Source organism: Bacillus sp. ok061, assembly GCF_900108285.1.
Classification (GTDB): domain Bacteria; phylum Bacillota; class Bacilli; order Bacillales; family Bacillaceae_G; genus Bacillus_A; species Bacillus_A thuringiensis_S.
In genome coordinates, this window is sequence record NZ_FNUW01000014.1 from 90635 (window position 1) to 114130 (window position 23496).

Below are 23496 nucleotides of genomic sequence, written 5' to 3' on the forward strand. Positions count from 1 at the left end.
CAGAATTTCATAATGACAGCAATATTTGTTTAACTAAGTGAATTAAAAACAAGGGGATGGTGTATATATGTCTACAAAGAATCAACTTTGCATTGGATTATGTTTAATTTCTAGAAAGAAAGAACAAGAGAATGAGTTTAATTCCGGAATTGATGAACAAGTAGAGTTGGCACTACAGGCAGAAAAGGCTAAGTTAGATTTTGTTTTTAAAGCCGATTATTTAGTGGCGCACCCAGATTTAATTGCTCGTAATAAAGGGAATGTCATTTTAGACCCGACGTTACTGTTTACTGCTATTGCTTATGCGACAGAAAAAATTGGAGTCGTTACAACTGCTTCAACTTCGTTTTATCCACCATATATATTAGCAAGGCAATTACAATCGTTACACTGGATTAGTAACGGCCGAGTAGGGTGGAATATTGTTACATCCATTGACGGTGCTGAAAACTTTGGTGAGGAAGAGATGCCATCATCTGAGGAACGATACGCGAAAGCGGCAGAATGTACAGAGTTAGTAAGAAAACTTTGGAGGAGCCATCCTTATGAAGTGTTGAAAATAGATAACACTGAAGTTATTAGAGAGATGGCTAAGCCAATTGAACATAGCGGTGAATATTTTGAGGTAAAAGGTCCACTTAATATTCCGCAGCATATATCAGGAGAAATGCCATTATTTCAAGCTGGTGCTTCAGAGTCTGGTCGGAATTTTGCTGCTTCTGTTGCTGATGCAATTTTTGCCGCAACGCCAGATGTAGAGTCAGGAATTGAACTTCGTCAAGATTTAAGAAGAAGAGCAGAACAGCATGGCCGAAAGCAAGATGCTATACGCGTATTACCTGGATTATATTTCTTTATAGGTGATACATATGAAGAGGCGCTAGAAATGCATAGGCAAGCTCATCAACATCTCACAAAAGAGAAGAGATATGCGTTACTTGAAATGGTTCTCGGATTAGATGCGAGGGGGATTCCGCTAGAAAGTAAAATTACCGAAGAGATGCTGCCAAGTCGGGATCAAACTGTACGTAGTAAAACACATGCAGAATTATTACGGCATTTCATTATTAAAAATGAACCAACAGTTGAACAAATACTAGAGCGACCAGAAGTTGTTGGATCGGCTCATTGGGTTGCGGTTGGTACACCAAAAGACGTTGCGAAGCAAATTATGGATAGGTTTGAGGCCGGAGCGTTAGATGGATTTATTGCTATTCCAGGAGGACCTCCCAAGTCACTAAATCTATTCTTTAGTGAAGTCATTCCTTTATTTGTGAAGGCAGGGGCATTTAGGGAAGAGTATACAGGTTCTACTTTACGGGAGCATTTGGAGGGAAACATATTAAATACTTTACAGTTAAAATAAATAATAGCATGTAGAAAAAAGCCTTATTATAAAAGGCTTTTTTTGTTTGAAATTAAAAATTCTGAAATATAAGTTGACTGTATGAATATTATTTTTTATATTAGTAGGTATAACTATAACTACTAAAGAGGTGAGAGTATGAAAACGGCATTATATTTAGAAGATGCATACAAAACAAGTTGCGAGACAGAAGTGATAAGAGTGGAAGGGAATAAAGTATTTGTAAAAGAAACAGTTTTTTATCCAACTGGTGGAGGACAGGAATGTGATACGGGTGTCATTGTACAAGATGGGTCTGTATTTGAAGTTGAAAAAGTAAAGAAGGAGCAGGGAGAAATAGTTCACTATATAAAAGATGAAGCTCAAGTAAAATTAGGTCCAGTTAAATTAGAGATTAATTGGGAAAGACGTCATAATTTAATGCGTCATCACTCTTTACTGCATCTTATCGGAGCTGTTGTTTATGAAAAGTATGGAGCTCTATGCACCGGAAATCAAATTTATCCTGATAAAGCACGTATCGATTTTAATGAGTTACAAGAGTTATCGAGCGTGGAAGTAGAAGAAATTGTTGAGGAAGTGAATAAACTTATTAAGCAAAATAAAGAAATTTCCACTCGTTATATGAGCCGCGAAGAAGCAGAAAATGCTGTAGGAATGATTAAAACAGCAATAAATCTCCTGCCAACTACTATCCAAGAAATCCGCATTGTTACAATTGAAAACTTAGACGAACAAGCTTGTGGAGGCACACATGTGAAAAGCACAAGTGAAATAGGAACACTTGTTATTGATAAAGTAAAAAGTAAAGGGAAGCAAAATCGTCGTTTTGAAGTAAGAGCGATTTAGATTGTGAGGGGTTACCGATGGATGAAATTATAAAGGAATTACAAAAGTTAGGATTTTCCCAATATGAATGTAAAGCGTATATTGGATTGTTAAAACATTCCCCAGTAACTGGCTATGAAGTGAGTAAACAAACAGGAGTACCTCGTTCTATGATTTACGAGGTACTCGGTAAGTTAATGGATAAAGGAGCGGTGCATATTGTACCTTCTGAACCAGTTAAATATGTATCAGTACCAGCTACCGAATTAATGAATCGAATGCGAAAAGACTTTGAAAAGTCCTTTGAATTTTTAGATGAGAAATTAAATTGTTTAGAACAAGAAAGACAGATTGATGTAATTTCACATATTCGCTCAAATGATCGTGTTTTAAAAGAAATATGCAATATAATTAATAGGGCAAAGGAAGAATTATGGATTTCTGTATGGGAAGACCAAGTGCATGAAATTGAGCCATACATTCATCAAAAGGAAGAGGAAGGCGTACATATATTTTCAATCTTATTTGGAGCTCCAGAAACAAAAATAGGAGCGACGTTTCACCATAATTATATGACGCCTCACGTTGTTGAAAAGAGAATGGGTGGTCATTTAACTGTTATTGCGCGTGATGGAGAGGAAGTATTAATTGCGAACTTCTCAAATGATAGCACTTCATGGGCCGTTACAACGTATGACCCAGCGCTAGTTCTCGTTGCTACAGAGTATGTGCGGCACGATATTATGGTTGAAGAAATCACGAAGGAATTTGGGGCTGATAAGTTAGATACGTTATGGCGTGAAAATATAGATTTAGTTCATGTCGTAACAGGAAAACGAACTTTAGAAGGAATGGAGGATGATAGAGATGAGTAAAGCTCAGGCACATGTAGCTTTGCAGAGCGATGATACATTTCAGCAAGGAGTAAAAGATTGTTTACCAACTGTATTTGGTTACTTGAGCATCGGTATAGCAGCTGGTGTAATTGCAAAAACAGCAGGTTTTTCTATCATTGAAATTGCATTTATGTCCACTTTAATTTATGCAGGTTCTGCCCAATTTATATTAGCTGGTATGTATGCAGCCGGTGCTCCTGCTTCCGCAATTATTTTTACTGTATTTTTTGTTAACTTGCGCCACCTTCTTATGAGTGCTGCACTCGCGCCGTACTTTACGAAAATTCCTCTATTTAAAAACTTAATCATCGGTTCGCAAATTACAGATGAAACTTTCGGCGTTGCAGTGCAACACGCGGCGCAAAAAGGATATTTAGGTGAAAGATGGATGATCGGGCTTAACGTAACAGCGTATTTAAATTGGATTCTTGCTACTATTATTGGTGGGCTGTTTGGTGAGTGGATACCAGATCCACATACATACGGGATGGATTATGCATTACCAGCGATGTTTATTGGATTATTTGTTCTTCAGCTCATAAGTAGTAAACCAAAACTAGCAATTCATTTAAGTGTTGCAATTGTAGCGATTATCATCGCATACGTTTCACACCTATTTATGCCAGATAGTATAGCGGTTATTATCGCAACCTTACTAGCTGCGACGATTGGAGTGGTGATTGAAAAATGGAAATGAGATTAGATGTATTATTACTTTTACTAGCAGCAGGAGCTGTTACACTCGTGCCACGTATTTTACCTCTACTCGTATTTAGCAAACTACAAATTCCTGACTGGGGTTTAAAATGGTTAAATTACATACCAATTGCGATATTAGCAGCGCTTTTAGCACAAGTTTTATTTATGCATGAGACGATGCAGTGGGATTACCTTATCGCAGCAATTCCAACATTTCTTGTTGCAATATATACTCGTAGTTTATTAGGTACAGTATTAACGGGAGTGGTTGTGATTATTTTGTTACGTTTCTTTTTCTAAAAAGGATTACGTTCATATAATAGCGAAAGGTATAATAATATAAATTGTATAGGGGTGGTGTTATGATACTTTTAACGATAGGAGCAATATTATTAACGTTATTTATTTTCTTTATTATCGGCTTTATTACATTTATGATGTTTGTTGATAGGGCGACACCTCAAATATATTATACACCTTGTGAATCAGTGACAGTGAAAGCTAAAGGTAAACATAGAAGGAAGAAAAGGTGAAAGTTGGCTTTTCTTCCTTCTTCTATTACATCCCCGAAAGAATTAACAAAAATAACCCAAATAAAAAACTAATAAAGTTTCACTTTACAAGAAATGAATCTATTACATTGTATGCTTGTTTTGTAGAGTTCTCGCTATATTTTTCAGTGTACGGATTTAGAAATCCATGTTCACCGTGTAGTTGTTGTATTTCTAGTAAATGATTTTTTTGTTGCTGCAATGTTTGAATTAAAGAGGATACTGAAAAACTAACTTCTTTTTCAGGAAATATAAGTAGTGTAGCGCATGTAGGCTTTATGTGAACATAGTCGCGTATACGAGAACCGTAACATCCGATAATAAAATCTATTTTCGGATTGTTACTACATAGCCATGAGATGGTAGCTCCAACACTAAAGCCGATAAGTCCAATATGTGTATAACTACTAGAAAGATGAGAAATGAATTCTTCAATTTGCTTTTTTCCATAATCAAATCCAATATGATTTACAAAATGTTGATATGCTTTTTCTTCATCACGATAATGAAATGCATGTTGTAAGTGTAGAAGATTAGGACAGAATACGTCTATATGAGATGAAGTAAAGTGCTGGGTAACATGATGCATATGGTCGTTCACACCATATATTTCATGAACAATAACGAGAGCTAATTTTTCCTTCATAGTTATATTGTGCCTCTTTGAAACTTAAATTCTTTCTCAACAAGGCAAATACGCAGATGGAAGTTTTCATACCATTGCTCACGACCTCTTTTTTTCGCTTCTTTATGTAAGGCGTTCTTCTTCCAATTTTCAATTGCATCAAGTGATTCCCAATAAGAAATTGTTATTCCGAGCCCAGAATTACCTCGTGCACTTTCTACACCTAAAAATCCAGGTTGTTGCTTTGCAAGCTCCTCCATTTTTTCGGCAACGGTATTATAGTCTGTTGTATCATTTGATAAATTAGAAGTGAATATCACGGCATAATAATGATTCGCCTTTTGTGAAGCATTTTCCATATAAATTCCCCCTTTAATAAGTATTTTAGCATGTAAAAAAAAGAAAAGAAGCATGACGCTTCTTTTCTTTTTTACGCTGTGAATTTTAATCCAGCATATATTTTACGACCCTTTTTTTGAATCCAACACACTTGTGCATTTCTCTTTTGAATATTACGCTCTTCCATTGTTACTTGTATAATTTGGTCAATTACAAGTGGGATGTTCGTTTGTACTTGGCACCCACCTGTACTATAGTCGATAATGGTCGCTTCAATTGGCATCCCATTCATATGCAATATTCCAGGGGACATCAGTTGCTCACGTATATGTTGTCTGCGAAATTGTCTTGGTGCTTTTTTTGTGTTTTTTATGAAAGATGCAATTGCTAGTGTAAGAAATGCTTTATCGTACACCTTTTCCACCCGGTCATTAACCGGTTTACTAAATAGATGAAGAATAAGTTTACAATATTGCTCATGGGATACATCATCAAATGATACACCAACTTGTACAGAATTTTCTTGTCTCCGAATCCATTTTTTTGTACTATGAATCTTTTCTACCTCGCCAAAAGATAGCATATAGGAAGATAGACTTGATAAAGTTTCAAATGGAATGGAGGAATCTAATTCAAAACGTGCCCCCGTTTCACTAATATCAAGGACATTGCAAGAAATGATCATATCTTCGGCATATAAAGTACCTGGTAAATTTACTACGAAACGTTCTGAATTTCGAAAACGCGGTCTTTCAAATGCTACAAATAGTGAAGTGACAATAGCTATCCCGTTGTATAGTACCCAGAAAATATTAATATATAAGCTCTCTCTTTCAATATGATATTGCTCAGGGTATAAGAGCATAAGTGTTGCTCGAATAAGTGCAATAATTGTTAAAATGAGTAATATGAGATGAGGCATGCTTGCAATCCATAAAAAATGCCTTGTATTATTTTGAACTCCCTTTCTTGTCACATGAAATTGAAACTTCTTATGTAAGAAAGTTTCTGATAAAATAGCAAATCCCATATAAGGAGCCATAGCAACTTCGTACACATGACTCCACGTAGTTGTTCGTTTTTTATTAGAAACAGCTTTGAAAATAAGCTGTGATGTTAAAAAGGCAGGTGCCCAGAACATAAATAAGTGCATGAAATTAATTTCTAAACTATAAATATCAAATACTAAAAATAATAGCGGTGCTAGTAAAAATATCATTTTATAAACACCGAAAAACCAATAATGAATTCCATCTGCATATAAAAGACGCTGCATAAAAGATAATCCTTTTATAGTGAAAGGATTCCATTTTTTTACGACTTGAATGTTCCCTCTACACCAGCGGTCCCGTTGTTTTAATAAATCACTAAATGTTTCTGGGGATAATCCAACAGCTAGTGTTTCATTGACAAATATAGTTTCCCATTTGTTAGCTTGTAGTAGCATACCAGTTGCCATATCTTCAGTAATAACTCCAGTCGCAAATCCTCCAATTTCTTCAAGCGCGGTGCGGCGAAATAGGGCGTTACTACCAACATACATCGTAGCATTAAAGCGATCTTTCCCTTCTTCTAACTGGCGCATAAAGAAATCTTGTTCATTGGCGATGTTATCTTCAAAAAACAAATTATATTGGAAAGGATCAGCATTATAAAAAACTTGTGGTGCTTGAACGAATACAACATTATTTTTAGAAAAATAACCAATCGTTCGCTCTAAAAAGTTAGCTCGTGGTATCATATCGGCATCCATTGTTACGATAATATCACCTTTTGAATGAAGCATCGCATGATTTAAATTTCCAGCTTTTGCATGCTTGTTTTCGGTGCGAGTTATGTGATGAACAGAAAAATCTGCCGCAAGTTGCTTTACACTTTCACGGCGCCCGTCGTCACAAATATAAATGTTTAGTAACTCTTTCGGATAAGTAATCAACGTACAACCAACTACAGTACGTTTTAACAAATCGATCGGTTCATTGTAAGTGGCAATAAATATGTCGACAGTAGGTAGTTTTTCAAAAGTGGATAATGGTACTTCTTTCCGTTTATATGGTTTCCATGAAACAATGCTAAAAACGATAGATTGTAAGTAACCAGCCCATTCTGTAATTAACAATATAATACCAGCGATAATACTTATGAGATTAATAGTTGGTAACGAATAAAAAGTTCGCCAAATAAGATAAATAGCATTACAAATGAGAAATAGAATAATAAGTAATTTTTTTGACCATAAATATTTGTGTGCAAGGGCGTAAGTAATAATGATTACGAAAAAAATAATACCTAAACCTTCGTATATAGAGAGGCTCATACAATTCCTCCTTTATGTATAGAGTTGGAAATAGAAAAAACTTTATGTTATTCATCTATAAAGATTTAATTATTTTCAGATTGTACAATATCACAAAATATAGGTTTAGAGTATAAAATTTACATTTTCTTATTATAAGCTTAAAAAATTAGAAGAAATAATAGTTGTATTTTTGATTCATAAGAAAAATGCCACTTCAAAAGAGAAGTGGCATTTCTTATATTTCCTCTAAGCTATTAACTGGAACAGTTAATTCGCGTCCTGGGTTTTTTACTTCATATATGCGGGCGGTTTCATTGCTTTCATCGACGTGTTGAATCATAACAGGCATGCCTTGAAAACTGACATTGGCTTGTTCCGCTGACACAGAAAGCTCTATTGCACGTTGTATATTCATTTATATTCCTCCCATCATTATTATCTTTGCTAAAAAAGAGGAATAATATACCATTTAGAGATATTCTTAAAGTTTTTGTATTATTTGTAATGTTTCTTTAATAAATGAAGAAAAGATGGAATTAGGATAACCATCCATCGTTTGAACTGCTTCTTTTGCTTCTTTCAGAGCAGCCGTTTTATCTTGAAGTTCTATATGACACAGGGCACGATATGATCCAGCTGTTAATAACCATGACTGATCAAGTGGATGACTCATATAATCTGGAATGTTAGCACGTTTTAATGTTTCCAAAGCTTCCTCGTAACGTTTTAAACCATACAGAGATTTTCCTTTTTCAAGATAATACAATCCATCGTCTTGAAAAATCGGTACATCTTTTAGTTTTTCTCGGAATTGTTCTAAATGTTCTAATGCAATTGTATATTCATTCGTAACGGTATTGTAGTAATAAGCTTTTAATATATCTATATTTGCAGCGGATAAAGTATCTTCTGTAAAAATGGCAAATTGCTCCGATTTTTTTATGTAATATAAATATCGTTCTTTATCGGTTGTAATGATTTTTTGATAAGATAAAATACGGTAAAATTCATCTGTTTTATAATACACTTGATGTTTTTTTGAAAATGCAAGTGCATCTAAAATGATTTTTTCACATTTTTCATAATTACCATATGCGAGTAAAATAATTGCTTCTTTTAAATATAATTGTATATGTGTAATAAGATCCATTTCTAAATTCTTCGTTTTATATTCATCGCGAATTCTGCTAATCAACTGTAAACATTCTTTATATTTTTTCCGTTTGTAGAGCATATAGTAAAACAGTAGTTTCGTTTCAGTACTTTCACGATACAAAGTATATTTTTCAAATATAGAAACAGCTGTTTCAACGTAATATTCAATATTGTAATCGTTCATAATGGCCGCTCCAGTTATGAACTGTTTATATAAACGTGCTGTGTTTAAAGTAAGGGGTAGTTCTTTTTGAACGATAGGTAGTAAAGTTTCATATACTTCATCGCATTTATTTGCTTTTATTAATGGCTCCATTTTTTGAATGAGTGCTACAATTTCTACATCATCTTCTTCTAATAAAAAACTCGTTTCACATCCAAGTTTTTCAGCAATATATTGTAATGTTTTCATGGAAGGCGTAGCTTTTCCATTTTCAATTTGACTAAGCATACTTTTTGTTAGTACTGAACCTGCTAAATCAGTTTGAGTAAGCTTTTTTTCTTTTCGTAACGTTTTAATTTTTGCACCGAGAGTAGCCATTATATGCTCCTTTATAATTTTGAAGTTAAATACAATTAAACTTTTTGTTGTAAAAATTGGAAAGTTAATTATATAATAAGTTTAACACAATTTAACTTTTAAGGGGAGAGTGTCATAATGGGGGATGTAAATATAGGTCAAAATGATTGGAAAATGAAGATTGCAACGAGAAATATTATTTTAATGATGATTGGAAAAATGACGTCCTTGTTAGGAGCGGGTATTTATACGTTTGCAATGGGATTATACGTATTAAAGACTACTGGTTCAGGGATGGGGTTTGCAATTACGCTCGTTTGCGGATCACTTCCAAGGATGATCTGTGGTCCAATTGCTGGTGCTGTAGCAGACCGTGTGAATCGAAAATGGCTTGTCATTGGTACTGATTTATTAAGTAGTTTAACGATGCTTAGTATGTTTATTCTTGCTACTATATTTGGACCATCACTTCTTTTTATTTATATTTCAGCAGCATTATTATCAATTTGTGCAAGTTTTTATTCCGTTGCATTAACTTCGTCTATTCCGAGTTTAGTAGATGAAGGACGTATTCAAAAAGCGAGTGCTTTAAATCAAACGGCGGCTTCTTTATCAAATATTTTAGGGCCGATTATTGGCGGAGTTGTATATGGTTTCTTTTCAATTAAATCGTTTTTCCTATTAAATAGTATTACGTTCTTTTTAGCAGTTATTTTGCAATTATTTATCGTATTTGATTTATATAAAAAAGAAGTGGTTGAGAGTACAGAGCATTTCTTGACGAGTATAAAAGAAGGTTTTTTATATGTAAAAAGACAACGTGAAATATATGGTTTAATGAAAATAGCATTGTGGGTAAACTTTTTTGCGTGTGGTCTAACAGTTGCACTTCCATACATTATCGTCCATACATTGCATTTATCTTCAAAGCAACTCGGTACTGTAGAGGGAATGTTAGCAGTCGGGATGCTAATGGGAGCGATTGCTTTATCAGTGCGTAAAGAAGTGAATAATCCGTTTCGTTCTATTTATACTGGACTGTTTTTGTTTGCAGGTTTAAGTTTATGTACAGTCTTTCCGTTGTTAGTTATCATTCCAAAATTAGCAAGTTTTATTTACTATATTGCTTTTATGATGTTAACTGGTATAGCAATTATGATTGTAAACATTCCAATGCAAGTACATATGCAAAAAACGACAGACCCGAGCTACCTAGGGCGTGTGTTTGGCCTACTTGAAACAATTGCGACTGCAATCGCACCACTTGGTATGATTGTATATGGACTACTATTAGATATGTTGCCGACTAGCATTGTTATGATGACAATAGGCGGAGGTTTATTGTTAGTTGTATTAGTTGGAGTAAAGCAACATATGGCGAAAAAACAAGTAGATGTGTCCGCTTAAAAATAAGAAAATAATAAAAATTTGACTTATTATTATAAAAATGACTAAATTGGTATTTTAGTTTTTGAAACTCTTTTTCATGTATGTTAAAGTAAAGTGAGCTTGCAAAGAAAAGGAGACAACAGCATGAAAAAATTAAGTTTTGTTATGCTTTTTCTATTAATCGTAATGGCTGGATGTAGCAATTATGACACATATATTGAAACAGGTATGCAATCATTGAAAGATGAAAAGTATAGTGATGCAACAATGTGGTTCGAAAAAGCAGAAAAAGAGAAATCAGGAAATGAAGCGAAATCATATAAAGAAGTTGCTGAGAAAATGGATCACGGGGCAACAGCATTAAAAGACGGTAAGTATTTAGAAGCGAAAGACATTGCAAATGAAGTGTTACAAAAGAAAAAAGATGATGCACTTGAAAAAGCTGTAACATCAAATGCAGAGAATATGCTTCAAAAAGCAAAAGATGTAGAAGAGAAAGTGAATGAAAGAGTAGCAAAGCGTAGAAAGGTAGAAGAAGAAGGAATCGATAAAATTATTAAAGCTGTCGATAGTATAGATGAAGTGAAAGAAAAAGAGAAGAAAGTATCAGAAGCATTAGATAAGGCTGAAGAGGCGCAAGCAAAAATTGAGGCAAAGAAAAATAAATAGATTTATAGTGTAAAAGGCTGTCGTGCATAACGACAGCCTTTTAATTTTTTGTTGCAAATGAATGGATGCTCTGTAGTAAAAAAGAAATGATTTTAGAATTCCATCTGTCCTCATGATGAATCGTATAAATATTACGCTGAAATTCAAATTCTGGGATTGGTATATAGCATAGCTCATTTCGTTGTATTTCTTGCTCAATAGCAAGTTTAGAAATAAAGGCAATTCCATTACCATATTTTAAAATTTGTTTCATCGTTTCTAATGAGTCTAATTCAATTTCTGATTGGAATGTAATGTTATGAACTGACATCCATTTTGTAAGTAAATCTCTCGTTGTAGATGGATTACGATGCAATAGTATGCGTTCCTTTTCGATATTTTGTAACGATACATTTTCTTTCTTTGAAAAATGATGTTCTTTGGAAAAGGCAAGAACAAGTGTATCAGGTATTATATTCGTTTGTTTTAAAAGTGGTTCATCAAATGGAGCAGCGGAAATTATCCCAAGATCGATTTCGTGATTTTGTAGCATCATTCGAATTTCAGGGGCTGTTTTAACTAGTAGCGTTATTTTTATATTGGGAAATTCACATTGAAATTCATGAACGACTTCTGGCAAAAGATAAGTCGCTGGTACATAACTAGCGCCGATTGTTATAGCACCTTTATGAAAATCTTTAAACTCTTGCGTGACACGTCTAGCTTCTTTCATAAGTGCATCTATTTTAGAAGCATAATGATGCAAAGCCTCACCAGCTTCTGTTAAGAAATACCTTCCAGAACGTAATTCGAATAAAGACACACCGAGTTCTTCTTCTAAGCTTTTTATATGAAATGTAATAGTTGGTTGTTTAACGCCAAGTTTTTCTGCAACGATTGTAAGCTTTTTGTATTTCTTAATAAGTACTACAATTTCTAATTTTAAGAGATTCATTATGAATTGCCGCCTTTTTTATTTTAACTATAGAAAAAATCTATAGAAATAAATAGTTTATTAGAAGTTTTTTAATTTAATCTTTACAGTACATTAACATTCAGTATAAATCTTCCATATAGAATGAAAGCAGGTTAAGAATGAGGGGAGAGAGGTGAAGCAATGGATATTACAATTAGTGGATTAGAAAAGACATTTGGAAAAACACAGGCGTTAAAGCCGTTGCAGATTGTAATGAAACAAGGGGAATTCACTACACTTTTAGGGCCTTCGGGGTGTGGGAAAACGACTTTACTTAGAATGATAGCAGGGCTTGAAGAACCGGATAAGGGAGAAATATATTTTGGAGACCAGTGCATGTATTCTGCTACAAAAAAGATAAAGACATCTCCTCATGAACGGAATATCGGTATGGTATTTCAAGATTTTGCTTTATGGCCGCACATGACTGTTTTTGAAAATGTTGCATTTGGTTTAAGGGCTACAAAGCAAACGAATCATTTACGAGAAAAAGTAGAAGATGCGATAAAGCGAGTTCGCTTGCAAGGTATGGAGAAAAGGTATCCACACGAACTTTCTGGTGGACAGCAACAACGTGTCGCATTCGCTAGAGCAATTGTAACAAAACCTCATTTTATTTTGTTTGATGAACCACTAAGTGCACTCGATGCAATTTTGCGAGAAGAAATGAGAATAGAGCTTATGGATATCGTTCATTCCATTGGTTTAACTGCACTGTATGTCACTCACGACCAAACAGAAGCAATGTCAATGTCAGACCAAATTATTGTCATGAAACAAGGAGAAGTATTACAAAAAGGAACACCGGAAGATATTTATGTGAAACCGTCTCATGAATTTGTTGCCAAATTTGTTGGTAAGGCGAATTGGCTTGTAGAGGGTAAAAAAATGGTTCGTCCAGAGCATGTAAGCTGGACGAAAAATGAAGTGTGCGAAATGTATACAGGTGAAATTAAGCACGTTACATATGTAGGGGAACGTTATGAAGTGAAAATAAATATGGGGAATTTAGGCATCTGGACAGCCTATAACAATAGTAAGCTAAGCATCGGGAAACCAGTATCGTTATATGTACCAAAAAAATGTATTCATCATATAGGGGGAGAATCGTATGAAGAAATTCAGTTCGCTTAAGTCTTTATTTGTATGTACTTTACTATTTTCTACTGTAGTAACAGGTTGTAGTTCAAAGACAGGTAATGCAGATGCAAAAAGTACAAATACGAATGAAAAGAAAATTGTTGTATATAGTGCAGGGCCAAAAGGGTTAGCAGAAAAAATTCAAAAAGACTTTGAAAAGAAAACTGGTATAAAGGTAGAAATGTTTCAAGGGACAACTGGTAAAATTTTAGCGAGAATGGAAGCTGAAAAGAAAAATCCAGTCGTTGACGTTGTCGTACTCGCTTCCTTACCAGCGATGGAAGGATTAAAGAAAGAGGGTCAAACGTTAGCTTATAAAGAGGCGAAACAAGCTGATAAGCTGCGTTCTGAATGGTCAGATGATAAAGGGCATTATTTCGGGTATAGTGCTTCAGCATTAGGGATTGTGTACAATACAAAAAATGTGAAGACAGCACCTGAAGATTGGAGCGATATAACGAAAGGAGAATGGAAAGGGAAAGCGAATCTTCCAGATCCAGCACTTTCAGGTTCAGCATTAGATTTTGTAACAGGATACGTGAAAAAGAATGGACAAGATGGATGGAATTTATTTGAGCAGCTTAAGAAAAATGAAGTTACAGTAGCAGGAGCAAATCAGGAAGCGTTAGATCCAGTTGTAACAGGTGCGAAAGATATGGTAATTGCGGGTGTTGATTATATGACGTACAGCGCAAAAGCAAAGGGGGAACCTGTTGATATCGTATATCCAAAAAGCGGAACAGTTATTAGCCCACGTGCAGCGGGGATTATGAAGGATAGTAAAAATGTTGAAGGTGCAAAAGAGTTTATTGATTATTTATTATCCGATGATGTACAAAAACAAGTTGCTAAAGCGTATTTATTGCCTGGTAGAACAGATATAAAAGCTGAAAATAGACCAAATGTAGAAGAGATTCCAGTATTAAATATTGATTGGAAAACAGTTGAGAAAGAGCAAGATGAAATAGGAAAACAATTTAAGAAAGTATTTCAATAAGATGGTGATTCCATGGTAAATCGATTCGTATCAGTAAGACAAGTTGGAATGACGGTAGCGTTATTACTTGTGGTGATGTTAATCGTCATTCCACTTTTTCTTATTTTATTTTCTAGTGTATATGAAAATAGCAGTTGGAATTTTTTAAAGCCTTTTGAAGTGATACAGAGTGGTGGATTAGCTGGGATTTTTCTAAATTCGATGCTTCTAGGTGTACTCGTTGTAATAGGAGCTACAATATTTGCATTTCCATTGGCGTTTATTATGAGCAAAACAGATGTAGGAAAGTATAGTAAGTTAGATATTGTTTTTATGATTCCATTTATGACACCGCCGTATATTGGATCGATGGGCTGGATTTTGTTCATGCAACCTAACGGCTATTTTGAACAATTTCTTCCGATGCTAAAGACGATTTCATCATCGTTTTTTAGTTTAGGAGGTATGGTCTTAATTATGAGCCTGCATTTATTCCCATTCCTTTATTTCATGCTGAAAAATACGTTACTTCAGATTGGGAGTAGTAAAGAAGAAGCTGCAGCAGTTCATGGCGGAAGTTTTTTCTATCGTTTAAGAAAAATAATATTGCCGTTATTAGTATCAAGTTATGTAATGGGTGCTTTACTCATTTTCGTAAAGACGATTGCTGAATTTGGAACACCGGCTACATTCGGACGTAGAATAGGATTTCACGTATTAACATCAGAAATTCATAAATTTATTTCGAGTTGGCCAATTGATTTTAGTAGTGCAACAGCATTATCTTCTTTATTACTTAGTGCTTGTATGCTCATTTGGTATATGCAAAATGTATTGAATCGAAAGTATTCATATGCAATGGTTAGTGGAAAAGGTGTGAAATCTAAAAGATATACTTTGTCTATATTTACGCGCGTTGTAGCATGGATGTATGTAATTGGTTTATTAATCGTATCAATTGGAATTCCATACTTTTCTATACTTATTGCTTCTTTGTCAAAATTAAGAGGCGGCGGATTACATGTAAATAACTTAACAACAAGCCATTATGAGGCATTGTTTACGATGGGATCTCCGGGATTAGAGGCTTTATGGAATAGTTTTCTTTTTTCGCTCGTAACAGCGATTATTGCGGTAATTATTGGAGTCTTTTTCGCACTTATGATTCGAAAGGGGAAAAAATCCTCTGAAAAGTGGCTTGATATGTGCGGTATGTTACCGAATATGGTACCAGGAATCGTTATGGTGGTAGGTCTTATTTTGTTTTGGAATTCACCATATATGCCCCTGTCAATTTACAATACACCAATCATGGTTATCGTAACGTATGTTGTTCTGTTTTTACCTTACACGGTGCAATATGTAAAATCATCACTTGGACAAATTGATGATTCTCTCATGCAGGCCGGAAGTATTTTTTCTGGAAATTATATTTATATTTTTAGAAAAATAATATTGCCCCTTATTATCCCGGGTATTCTTGCTGGATGGGCGATGACATTTACAATTTCGATAAGAGAGTTAGTAGCATCGCTTCTCGTATTACCTCCATCAGTAGAAACGTCAGCAACATTTATTTTTGCTCAATTTGAACAGGGTGAAGTATCTATAGGAATGGCGATGGCCGTTGTTTCTGTTGGACTTACAACAATATGCTTATTACTGCTGCAACATATGGAGCAAAAACGAAAAGGGGTAGCATGATGAGAGTGGAAGTATGGGGAGGAGCAGGAGAATACGGTCGCTCCTGCTATTTTGTAAAAAATAAAGAGGCGAAAATAGTATTTGATTGTGGTATTAATCGATCATATGAGAATAGTTATCCAAAAATAGAGAGAGAAGCTGTTCCGTTTTTAGATGCGGTATTTTTATCACATATTCATGAAGATCATACGATGGGTTTACCTTTATTAGCGAAGTATGGATATAAGAAAAAAATTTGGACGACTCGTTATACGAAGGAGCAACTGCCGTTATATTATGAAAAATGGAGAAACTATAATGTGATGAAAGGATGGAATTTACCTTATATCGACCAAAATATAAAAGATTTAAATTATGTATGTATTGATGAGATTAGTAATCCAAATGAATGGATACAAATTACTCCTACATTGCGGTTTCAATGGGGATATAGTGGGCATGTATTAGGAGCTGTTTGGTTTTTAGTTGATATGTGTAATACATACGTATTTTATTCAGGCGACTATTCAGCAGAGTCTAATATACTACGAGCTAATTTACCTGAGAAATTGGGCCACAATATAAAAGTCGCAATTGTAGATGCCGCTTATCACACAGATGATGTTTCGCAAAATGAACGTGTCAACGAACTATGTGCAGAAATTGAACGAGTTGTGCAAAATAAAGGAATAGCATTACTACCATTGCCCGCGCTTGGTAGGGCACAAGATATCGTATTGTATTTATATGAAAGGTATAAAGAGTTTCCAATTATAGTAGATAAAGAAATTTTGGCTGGATTTGAAGAGATGTTCGTATACAAAGATTGGATAAAAAATAATGAAGAACTTAAATGGGTTATGAAGAGTCTAAAAAGAAACATAATAGTTATGGATAATGACATTTGTATGCAAAATAGTTACGGAATAGTTGTAATGAGTGATGCGAATATGCAAACGAAACGAGCACAGTTATACTATGAACAGCTTCGGAATGAAAAACGGAATTCCGTTATTTTTACTGGGCATATTGCTAAAGGGAGTTTTGCAGAAAGAGTTATGAAAGAACATGTAAGGAGTACATGTAGGGTGAATCGAGTTTCGTATAAAGTTCACCAAAGTATAAGAGACGTTAAAAAGATGTTAAATACATTATTACCGGAACATACGGTGCTAGTGCACGCTTTGAAAGAGGATACGGATCGATTACAACAAAAGCTAAGTACAGCAGGATATGAAAATGTATATTCACTTGCAATGGAACGTATAGAAGTCAGTTAAAATGTAAAGGGGATAGGTATATGAAAAAAGTATTTGTATTCGTAAGTATTTTCTTTTGTTGTTTTCTTTATAACGTTAAGGAAGGGTTTGCTGCTAGTCCAATGAAACCTAGTTTTGAAGTAAAGTTATTATTGAAGCCAGAACAAGTATTAGGTTATAACAAAGAGATGAAGCAAGAGGTGCTAGAACATTTCCAGGTTGGTACAAAATATGAAAGAATACAAGTGCAATTTTTAGATACTGCGAATAAAAGTTTAAGTGATGAAGGTTGGTTTGCTAGAATTCGAAAAAAAGAACTTAGTAAAGATTTTGAACTAACATATAAAAAAAGATACCCTATTCAAAATGGTGTAATTCAAGATGCACTAGAAGTAGCTAAAAAAGAAGGATTCGATAGTAATACGGATAGTTATGAGGCGGAAATAGATTGGGGATTTGAGAAGAAAACATTAAGCATTTCAAATAAGAAAAGCTACAGTGCTAAAGGATATGGGGTACTTGATTTACCAAATGAACAAGCTGCTCAAAACATGTTAATAGAAAAGTTACCAGGGAAAATGAACAAATGGTTGTATACAAATTGGGGAGAAGAGATGTTAAAGAATTCCCGTATTTATGGTCCTGTATTAATGAAACGATATACAGGAGAGTTTGAAAACATAAAAGCAAATATTGAAATTTGGCCATTAAGTAATACCGGAAAATTAGAAGATGACTTCGTAATAGAAGTGTCATTTAAAACAAATGAAGAAAGTATTGCGACAAAACAAAGGGAATTATTAATGGGGAGTTTAGAGAAAAAAGACTGGTTGTTACCGAAAGATAGTTTAAAGACAGAGCTTATTTTTCAGTAAATGAGAAAAAAGGAATCCATATTTCGTGGATTCCTTTTTATATATGAGTATTAAGCTAAATCATGTACAGAGATAATAAAGTTGTTTAATTTACAATAAAGTCATTTAAAAAATAATATAGTTGTTTAAAAATCCTTCTTCTACTAACGAGGCAGGTTAGTGGAAGAAATAGCAAGTGGGTTTAACTAGGAGAAGTGTCGATGACATTAAAGAAGACACCGAGGTGTCTTCTGTTTTTTAAATTAAAAATATCGATAAATTAGGATTTATTTACTTAACATTATACTTATTTTCGGACCGAGGCATCTAATCGGTGAGTATATACAAACCAAGTAATGCTTGCTGTTAATAATGTTGACGAAATTAAAGCTGTAAGAACACTATATGTTTGCCAAATAAGTATCGTTGACCAATCGAGGGCAAAAAACATTATACACTGGGCAATCGTAGCGATTAGGAAAATAATTGTTACGATTGTTCTCTTTTTTGTCATTGGCTGCTGCTCATTCGTTTTCCTTTTTCTTAATCCTAAGAAAAATAACAGAACGGCTAATAGGCAAAGAATAATTGTGGTAGACGACAAAATGATGTCCAAAAGCTGTGTGCCGCTTATCTCATATGACTGAGTTAGATTGCCGTTTAATATATTTTTAACTTTTAGTACCAGGTTTATATTGGTATTTGCGCCGTTGCTCAGTAAGCAGATGGCTGTTCTTTCATTTGGCAGTATGGCTACTTTGGTACTAAAATTTGGATTACCCCCAGTGTGTTCTATAAACGTTTGTTCGGCGTTTACCGACCAACCTGCCGCATAATACATATCATTGACAGCCGAAACAGACATATCACCCCTATGTGATTTTTCGATAGCCCTGTGAAATATTTCGGGTATGTCCTGCACAATACCCATCTGTATGCCCATCCAACGCGCCATATCTTTTGTATTAGAAATGATATAGCCGGCAGGTTTATTCCCAGCATAATCCGGAGCGTTAAATGGAGTTGTTATAAAAAAGGAAGAACGGTAGCCCTGTGCTAACTGTCCAGTGGCTTGAGCATCTTCTTTATAAACATACGTCTGGTGAAGACCTAAGGGTATAAATACCTGCTCCTTCATAAAGTCTTCATAGCTTTGTCGTGATACAATCTCAATAACCAAACCCAATACGTCATAATTAACGGTTCCATAGTTATATTGTTCACCGGGAGAGAACGCCAATTCTGCATCTACCAGCGTTTCCACGGTCTTTTGCAACATATCAGGCGTATTACCTTGTGGAATATTTTGAAGATGTCTAATATTTGTTAGGCCGCTGGTATGGTGAAGAAAGTTATTTAGTGTAAGGTTTTGCATATCAACAGGTTTACCTTGATACTTTAACGTAAACCAAGGTAAATATTTTTGGATAGGGTCAGTCATTGATAGCAGCCCTTGCTCTTCCAATAGCAAAATCCCCATACCAGTAAAAGCTTTACTCACCGAGGCCAACTCATAGAGTGTATTTTCACTTGCAGACAGTCCCTTTTCAAGATCTGCATACCCAGAAGAAAAGTAGAACACTTCACCATCAGCAAGTATTGAGAGTGACATTCCAGGCACACCTGACGTACGACAGGCATCATCTAGCAATGCTTGTATTGCCACAGATTTCGAATCTGACAACGCATAACTTTGTGTTGCGAATCCTGAGAATAATATAAATATCGTTAATACAAAAACAATAGTCTTTTTCATACACTCTCCTTTCTGAAGAATTATAAGGGTATAAATAACTTATTTTTATAACTATAAACTAAATTCTGATTTATATTTCTATTTATCTATATAATATCAAATAATTGTGAAGAGTTACACTTAAACTAACGGGGGCGTTAGTTTAATAAGAAGTAAACAACTTTATTATTCATTTTTTAAGCATTACATAAGCAGATGGATATAATTTGAAACAACTTTAAAGAGCCTTGCTGCATATAGAATGTAGTAAGGCTCTTATCTTTTTTAGTCAAAATTCAATAACTTTATTATCACTATACAAATCAGCTGATACGAACATATCACTGTTTTGAAGATTTTTAGAGCGTAAACTATAAGCAACTACCTTCTTTTTATATTGTTTTACAACATCAACATGCTCTTCATGACTGTAAATATAAAATGTGAAATCTTTTTTACCACGTTTTGCATTGATAATTAAAGGAGTGCCTTCATTATGGGGTGGTGCATAATAGCGATCTAAAAATAAACCTTCGTTAAAATCATGAATAATTTTTGATTTCTTTTCGCCTTCTACGTTATTTCCGTGAATTGTAATAGTCACATTCTCTTCGTCAAGTTGTGGATGTGTTTCGTACTTGCTAATAATGGATTCAATAACAGTGTTAGGAAGGCTAGAAACGATAATTTTAAATGCTCCAAATACAACTAACATCACAATAAACCAAGTCGTCATAGTATATCATCCCCTTTATTCTATTTAATAATATAACTCATATGGTAATAGTACATATGGTGAAGTTTTGTATAATTTGTGAAAAATATGCCATTTTTACGAACGAAATGTTAGAAAAATCAATTTTGTTACAAAAAGTTGAAATTGAAGTATTTTAAAAGAAAAAGGTTTATAATAAAAATATAACTAATAACCACATTACTAATTATAAGGAAGTGTAACTATGAGTACTGTAGCAATCGTATATGGTATTATTCTTTCCACAATTATTGTTTTGTTTTTCGTTGGGGTCTCACGTTATATTCATAAATGGAAAGAAGGCGTTGCGAAATTAAATCACATTGAAGAAGAACTTAGTGATTTAATGTTACATCATGGTAAGTAAAATTTTTCAACTAAACAATGTGAATAATATCACAAAACATGCTCTCATCATGAAAGCATGTTTTTTTGTTGTTTAAGAAAAGAAGTGTTTTTTTGTATAAATAATCTAATTATTACTTAAAAAGGGAAATTTATTTAGTATAATATATAATATGTTTATTTTAGGGGGAGTATCATGAGGGGATTAAAAGTTGTTGGAATTATAGCTGGAATTACTATAGTAGGCTGTATAGCTTTCTTTTCAGTGAAGGAATATGTCAATTCCAAAGAAGACTCTAATTATGTGCTAAATTACATAAAAGAACATAAGGATGATAAAACAACTTCTTTAATTGTTAAAAGAAATGGTGAAACATTGACATCAATAAATGAAAAAGAAAAACTACCGCTAGCAAGTATGTCGAAAATCGTTATAGCAATTGAATATGCTAAGCAAGTAGCTGAAGGGAAAATAAGAAAAGACGAGCAAATTTCATTGAAAGAATTAGAAAAATACTATGTGAAAAATACTGATGGTGGTGCACACCCTGCATGGCTAGATGATGTAAAAGTTAAAGAGTTAGTGAAGGGTGGTCAAACTTCTTTAGAAGAAGTAGTGAAAGGAATGATCCATTATAGTTCGAATGCGAATACATCATATTTATTGGACAAGCTTGGAGCAGCGCGGATAAATGAAAGTTTGAAAGAGTTAGGCTTAAATAGTCACGATGAATTTTATCCAACGTATACAGGGGCATTATATATGAGGGGCTATGTTGAAAAAGAACTGCATATTCCTCAAAATAAAGCATTGGACAAGCTACGTAATATGTCTAATGATGAATATGTTAAGCATGTATGGCAAATACATGAATGGATGAAAGACGAGAAAGAATGGACAAAACGCGAGATATCGTTAAAAGCCGATATGGACTTTCAACGTATTTGGTCAGATCGGTTTATAGGTGCAAATGCGAAGGATTACATGAGTTTACTGGAAAAGATAAATAGCAGAAATTATTTTACACCACAAATGCAAGGTGAGATTGAGAATATATTTAAAGGAACCGTAGGAGAGGGTATGTTCGAATTTGCTGGACAGAAAGGTGGTTCTACGGCATTTGTATTAACAAATAGTTTCTATGGTACTGATAAAAAAGGGAATAAGATTGAGATTGTCTTTATGATGAACAATTTGAGTGAAAAAGCATTTGAAAAACTTCTAAGTAATATGGATTACTTTATTCGAGATATTGCCATAAGTGAGGAATTCAGAAATAAATTATAATGAAATAATTTTATTATGTAAACAAAAGAGCGCTTATGCAAAGTGCTCTTTTTTAATACAGGATTTTCCAATCTTGTTATTGAATATAAATTGAAAATAAGAAAGAAGGTTGAAAAATGACAACAATCTATTTCGTTCGCCATGCCCATTCTACCTATACAAAAGAAGAACGGGAGCGACCTTTATCTGAAAAAGGGTACTTAGATGCAGAGAATGTAACACGCTTATTAAAAGATAAACATATTGAGGTTGTGATTTCTAGCCCGTATAAAAGAGCAATCCAAACTGTACAAGGAATTGCGCATACATATAAATTATCAATACAAACAGAAGAAGATTTGCGTGAAAGATTATTGAGCACAGAGCCGGTATCAAATTTTAATGATGCTATGCAGAATGTGTGGGAAGATTGGAGTTTTGCATACGAAGGCGGAGAATCGAATGATGTCGCACAAAGGCGCGCTGTAATATGTATGCAAAATATATTAAAACAATATGAAGGTAAGAATATTGTAATAGGTACGCATGGAAATATTATGGTATTACTCATGAATTATTTTAATTCGAAATATGACTTTGAGTTTTGGAAAACACTTCATATGCCTGATGTGTATCAATTAAATTTTGATAAAAATCGTTTCATTTCTGCTGAAAGAATAGAGAAAACAGGTCATCGGTTAAATATTTTGTAAAAGTTTATCAAAAAAAGAGGAAAGAGAGAAGTTATTGTAGAAGTATGACTTTGTAACATAAAAAATATATGTTAAAGGAGGCTGTTTACATGTTTGAGAAAGAGAAAGAAGGGCTTATTGAAGTTCAAAACGTATATGAAATTGCACCAGAAGATGGAACAATTATTGGTATGGCAACGGAAGAAGAAATGGAAATTGCTGCTGAACTAGAGTTACAGTACTATGCCCATTCTCGTTTGTTAGAAGCAAATATTCAGTTAGACGGTTCCTCCTACAAAGAGTTACTTCAGGAGTTCCAGGAGTACGAAAGAAAATCAATGAGCTTTTGGCGAGCGATACATAAACGTTTAGCTGTGCCATGGGCGTGGGTACTACGTATTGATGTTGCGAATGGCCCTATATATGTAAGTAATGGAAGTTCATATTACGAAGAAATCGATGATGAAGAAGATTATGAATAGATAAGTAAGGAAGCAGCT

Annotated in this window: 26 protein-coding genes; 18 read left to right on the forward strand and 8 right to left on the reverse strand. The window is 34.1% G+C overall.

The window, feature by feature from the left end:
* Positions 1–67: 67 nt before the first annotated feature.
* The 6 genes from C4S65_RS18895 to C4S65_RS18920 all read left to right on the forward strand — a co-directional run bounded on the left by C4S65_RS18895 (position 68) and on the right by C4S65_RS18920 (position 4322).
* Complete coding sequence (locus tag C4S65_RS18895) at positions 68–1366, forward strand: NtaA/DmoA family FMN-dependent monooxygenase (protein WP_098838415.1); 1299 nt, start codon at positions 68–70, stop codon at positions 1364–1366.
* A gap of 138 nt (positions 1367–1504) precedes the next feature.
* Positions 1505–2215, forward strand: a complete 711-nt coding sequence (locus tag C4S65_RS18900; RefSeq protein ID WP_103945388.1) for an alanyl-tRNA editing protein — start codon at positions 1505–1507, stop codon at positions 2213–2215.
* A 17-nt stretch (positions 2216–2232) separates the two neighbouring features.
* Positions 2233–3069: a helix-turn-helix domain-containing protein gene (locus C4S65_RS18905; RefSeq protein ID WP_000343387.1), complete on the forward strand. Its 837-nt coding sequence runs from the start codon at positions 2233–2235 to the stop codon at positions 3067–3069.
* On the forward strand, positions 3062–3787 hold the full coding sequence (locus C4S65_RS18910; RefSeq protein WP_000030479.1) for an AzlC family ABC transporter permease: 726 nt from the start codon (positions 3062–3064) through the stop codon (positions 3785–3787). Before C4S65_RS18905 ends, C4S65_RS18910 begins: the two co-directional genes overlap by 8 nt.
* Positions 3778–4089 (forward strand): AzlD domain-containing protein, encoded by a 312-nt coding sequence (locus tag C4S65_RS18915; protein ID WP_000425944.1) that lies wholly within the window; start codon positions 3778–3780, stop codon positions 4087–4089. The genes C4S65_RS18910 and C4S65_RS18915 overlap by 10 nt, the downstream gene beginning before the upstream one ends.
* 62 nt (positions 4090–4151) lie before the next feature.
* Positions 4152–4322 (forward strand): DUF3951 domain-containing protein, encoded by a 171-nt coding sequence (locus C4S65_RS18920; protein ID WP_086406564.1) that lies wholly within the window; start codon positions 4152–4154, stop codon positions 4320–4322.
* A 79-nt stretch (positions 4323–4401) separates the two neighbouring features.
* Here C4S65_RS18920 and C4S65_RS18925 read toward each other — a convergent pair whose 3' ends face one another.
* The 5 genes from C4S65_RS18925 to C4S65_RS18945 all read right to left on the reverse strand — a co-directional run bounded on the left by C4S65_RS18925 (position 4402) and on the right by C4S65_RS18945 (position 9299).
* Positions 4402–4986 carry a dienelactone hydrolase family protein gene (locus C4S65_RS18925; protein WP_098223156.1) on the reverse strand — a complete coding sequence of 195 codons (585 nt, stop codon included), beginning with the start codon at positions 4984–4986 and terminating at the stop codon, positions 4402–4404.
* Positions 4987–4988: 2 nt separating this feature from the next.
* Positions 4989–5324 (reverse strand): antibiotic biosynthesis monooxygenase, encoded by a 336-nt coding sequence (locus tag C4S65_RS18930; protein WP_000426495.1) that lies wholly within the window; start codon positions 5322–5324, stop codon positions 4989–4991.
* Positions 5325–5395: 71 nt separating this feature from the next.
* Positions 5396–7621 carry a glycosyltransferase gene (locus tag C4S65_RS18935; RefSeq protein WP_098285945.1) on the reverse strand — a complete coding sequence of 742 codons (2226 nt, stop codon included), beginning with the start codon at positions 7619–7621 and terminating at the stop codon, positions 5396–5398.
* A 217-nt stretch (positions 7622–7838) separates the two neighbouring features.
* Entirely contained in the window at positions 7839–8018 is a 180-nt protein-coding gene (locus tag C4S65_RS18940; protein ID WP_001025734.1) for an H-type small acid-soluble spore protein, read from the reverse strand.
* A 66-nt stretch (positions 8019–8084) separates the two neighbouring features.
* Positions 8085–9299 carry a helix-turn-helix transcriptional regulator gene (locus C4S65_RS18945; RefSeq protein WP_098285946.1) on the reverse strand — a complete coding sequence of 405 codons (1215 nt, stop codon included), beginning with the start codon at positions 9297–9299 and terminating at the stop codon, positions 8085–8087.
* A gap of 117 nt (positions 9300–9416) precedes the next feature.
* On the opposite strand from C4S65_RS18945, the gene C4S65_RS18950 reads away from it, so the two are divergent.
* Together C4S65_RS18950 and C4S65_RS18955 are read left to right on the forward strand one after the other, a co-directional pair.
* On the forward strand, positions 9417–10685 hold the full coding sequence (locus tag C4S65_RS18950) for an MFS transporter (RefSeq protein ID WP_098285947.1): 1269 nt from the start codon (positions 9417–9419) through the stop codon (positions 10683–10685).
* Between the two features lie 126 nt (positions 10686–10811).
* The gene (locus C4S65_RS18955; RefSeq protein ID WP_000736417.1) at positions 10812–11336 is read left to right on the forward strand and encodes a DUF4398 domain-containing protein; all 525 of its coding nucleotides are present in this window, start codon (positions 10812–10814) and stop codon (positions 11334–11336) included.
* A 40-nt stretch (positions 11337–11376) separates the two neighbouring features.
* Here C4S65_RS18955 and C4S65_RS18960 read toward each other — a convergent pair whose 3' ends face one another.
* Entirely contained in the window at positions 11377–12270 is an 894-nt protein-coding gene (locus tag C4S65_RS18960; RefSeq protein WP_098838417.1) for a LysR family transcriptional regulator, read from the reverse strand.
* Between the two features lie 162 nt (positions 12271–12432).
* Between C4S65_RS18960 and C4S65_RS18965 the strand changes: the two genes are divergently transcribed.
* The 5 genes from C4S65_RS18965 to C4S65_RS18985 are packed head-to-tail and all read left to right on the forward strand — an operon-like array spanning position 12433 to position 18224.
* Positions 12433–13425, forward strand: coding sequence for an ABC transporter ATP-binding protein (locus tag C4S65_RS18965; protein WP_098838418.1), 993 nt, complete (start codon positions 12433–12435; stop codon positions 13423–13425).
* Positions 13403–14428, forward strand: coding sequence for an ABC transporter substrate-binding protein (locus C4S65_RS18970; RefSeq protein ID WP_061666834.1), 1026 nt, complete (start codon positions 13403–13405; stop codon positions 14426–14428). The genes C4S65_RS18965 and C4S65_RS18970 overlap by 23 nt, the downstream gene beginning before the upstream one ends.
* A 12-nt stretch (positions 14429–14440) precedes the next feature.
* Positions 14441–16111: an iron ABC transporter permease gene (locus tag C4S65_RS18975; RefSeq protein WP_061666833.1), complete on the forward strand. Its 1671-nt coding sequence runs from the start codon at positions 14441–14443 to the stop codon at positions 16109–16111.
* The gene (locus C4S65_RS18980; RefSeq protein ID WP_061666832.1) at positions 16108–17370 is read left to right on the forward strand and encodes an MBL fold metallo-hydrolase; all 1263 of its coding nucleotides are present in this window, start codon (positions 16108–16110) and stop codon (positions 17368–17370) included. The genes C4S65_RS18975 and C4S65_RS18980 overlap by 4 nt, the downstream gene beginning before the upstream one ends.
* 20 nt (positions 17371–17390) lie before the next feature.
* Positions 17391–18224, forward strand: coding sequence for a hypothetical protein (locus C4S65_RS18985; protein ID WP_086406572.1), 834 nt, complete (start codon positions 17391–17393; stop codon positions 18222–18224).
* Between the two features lie 286 nt (positions 18225–18510).
* On the opposite strand, the gene C4S65_RS18990 is transcribed toward C4S65_RS18985, so the two are convergent.
* Complete coding sequence (locus C4S65_RS18990) at positions 18511–19959, reverse strand: serine hydrolase domain-containing protein (RefSeq protein ID WP_061666830.1); 1449 nt, start codon at positions 19957–19959, stop codon at positions 18511–18513.
* A gap of 268 nt (positions 19960–20227) precedes the next feature.
* The gene (locus C4S65_RS18995) at positions 20228–20674 is read right to left on the reverse strand and encodes a YfmQ family protein (RefSeq protein WP_029441929.1); all 447 of its coding nucleotides are present in this window, start codon (positions 20672–20674) and stop codon (positions 20228–20230) included.
* A gap of 41 nt (positions 20675–20715) precedes the next feature.
* Between C4S65_RS18995 and C4S65_RS19000 the strand changes: the two genes are divergently transcribed.
* The 5 genes from C4S65_RS19000 to C4S65_RS19020 all read left to right on the forward strand — a co-directional run bounded on the left by C4S65_RS19000 (position 20716) and on the right by C4S65_RS19020 (position 23478).
* Entirely contained in the window at positions 20716–20832 is a 117-nt protein-coding gene (locus C4S65_RS19000) for a hypothetical protein (protein ID WP_001987133.1), read from the forward strand.
* Positions 20833–20897: 65 nt separating this feature from the next.
* Complete coding sequence (locus C4S65_RS19005) at positions 20898–21059, forward strand: hypothetical protein (protein WP_000108701.1); 162 nt, start codon at positions 20898–20900, stop codon at positions 21057–21059.
* A 174-nt stretch (positions 21060–21233) separates the two neighbouring features.
* Positions 21234–22325, forward strand: a complete 1092-nt coding sequence (locus tag C4S65_RS19010; protein WP_001214676.1) for a serine hydrolase — start codon at positions 21234–21236, stop codon at positions 22323–22325.
* A 116-nt stretch (positions 22326–22441) separates the two neighbouring features.
* Positions 22442–23017 (forward strand): histidine phosphatase family protein, encoded by a 576-nt coding sequence (locus tag C4S65_RS19015; RefSeq protein WP_061666829.1) that lies wholly within the window; start codon positions 22442–22444, stop codon positions 23015–23017.
* An 89-nt stretch (positions 23018–23106) separates the two neighbouring features.
* Positions 23107–23478 carry a hypothetical protein gene (locus C4S65_RS19020; RefSeq protein WP_000461779.1) on the forward strand — a complete coding sequence of 124 codons (372 nt, stop codon included), beginning with the start codon at positions 23107–23109 and terminating at the stop codon, positions 23476–23478.
* Positions 23479–23496 lie beyond the last annotated feature (18 nt).